Raw genomic sequence first — 1,178 nt, 5'->3', positions numbered from 1 at the left:
TGGCCGCAAGCGGTTTTTGCCTGATGAATCAAATCCCAAAAAGCATCCGGATTATCCTCTGTAATTTTAGTAACATGGTCTTGCTCTGCCGTAATGATCACCTCTTTTTTATCTGCCGGACATCCTGTGGCAATAGCCCCGTTCATCTGGAGCCACGCCCGTTCCGATGGCGTTGCTTCTGTGTAACCCGCGCTGCCTGTTCATGCTCCAGTGGATTCAGATGGCAATTTTGCAACAGCGTTTCATATAATCTGCGTTCAAACTGTTGGTAGGCTGGTGTGGTAGTATCAATGGGTTGGAGGATTGCGTGTTCATAGCCAGTTCCGGGCACGATCTCCCAGCGGATGGCATGGAACTGATCCGCCAGCAGATAGCGCATGAGCTGATGACCGTTCATCCTTTCAAACATCCCGCGGGAGTCCTCATAAGGGAACTGCTTATATAGATCAAAGCCTGTCATCCTTTGGGCTGTGAAGTACAGCTTGAAGCCCCCTGGGTCCAGTTCCGGGGCGAGCTGCTCATAGAATGTCTTTGCGTCCATCTCAACCAGCCCTTCTCCACTTGTGGGCCAGCCGTTCCAGAACAGTCAGCCTGCCGGACACTTTCCGTGCCGAGAGATCCAGCCCATTCATCTGGCTCTGGATACGGCGGCGGATCTGCTTGAGCTGCCGCCTGTCGCCGCAGCCCTCCAGCACCACATAGCTGCCTTTTCCGTTGGCCAGCACCTCACGCCGCCCGCACTCATCCCGGAGACTGGCCATGAGCCGCTGGCCCAGGCGCTTGCGGTAGCTGTCCTGGAGGGCCTCCACATCCCCGCACACGCCATGCTTTTTCAGGATCGCGGCGATCTCGCTGGAGTGGATCTCCATTCCCTCGAACAACGCCTCCAGGATCTCCTGCTCCGCCTCTGGCGGCAGTCTGGGCGGAGCAGTCGGCTTGGCACCCGCGTTTTCCCGCTTCATCGTTCTGCCTCCTTGCGCTTTTTTTGAGGGGAACGCGGTGTTTTTGCAGGCTGCGGATCACCGCGCCAGGTTTCCGGGGCCATGGTGTTGATATGGCGGAGCATATTCCGCACATTTGCACAGGTGAATTCCGGCTGTTCAAATCCATGGCGCTCCGTGTAGATGGTCCACTTATGGGTCTCATGGGGACTGTCCCGGATGACCACAAAATATCTC

The 1,178-nt window shown here is 56.4% G+C and carries 2 protein-coding genes and 1 pseudogene; all 3 read right to left on the bottom strand.

The annotated features are described in order from the left end of the window. Positions 1-142 precede the first annotated feature (142 nt). Positions 143-541, bottom strand: coding sequence for a hypothetical protein (locus B5F88_RS19605; RefSeq protein ID WP_087937064.1), 399 nt, complete (start codon positions 539-541; stop codon positions 143-145). A gap of 1 nt (position 542) precedes the next feature. Further along, positions 543-962, bottom strand: a complete 420-nt coding sequence (locus B5F88_RS19600; protein ID WP_087937063.1) for a synapsin-1 (Synapsin I) — start codon at positions 960-962, stop codon at positions 543-545. Then, positions 959-1,178: pseudogene (locus B5F88_RS19595) on the bottom strand (hypothetical protein); the annotation flags it as partial. The gene B5F88_RS19600 and the pseudogene B5F88_RS19595, both read right to left, overlap by 4 nt.

This window comes from Flavonifractor sp. An306 (assembly GCF_002159455.1).
Taxonomy (GTDB): Bacteria; Bacillota; Clostridia; order Oscillospirales; family Oscillospiraceae; genus Flavonifractor.
The sequence above is the reverse complement of the archived record's forward strand: the minus strand, read 5'-3'. Positions and strand labels throughout refer to the sequence as shown.

Coding starts and splice junctions, on each gene's coding strand:
- B5F88_RS19600 (WP_087937063.1), bottom strand. CDS start 962: ATGAAGCGGGAAAACGCGGGTGCCAAGCCGACTGCTCCGCCCAGACTG.
- B5F88_RS19605 (WP_087937064.1), bottom strand. CDS start 541: ATGGACGCAAAGACATTCTATGAGCAGCTCGCCCCGGAACTGGACCCA.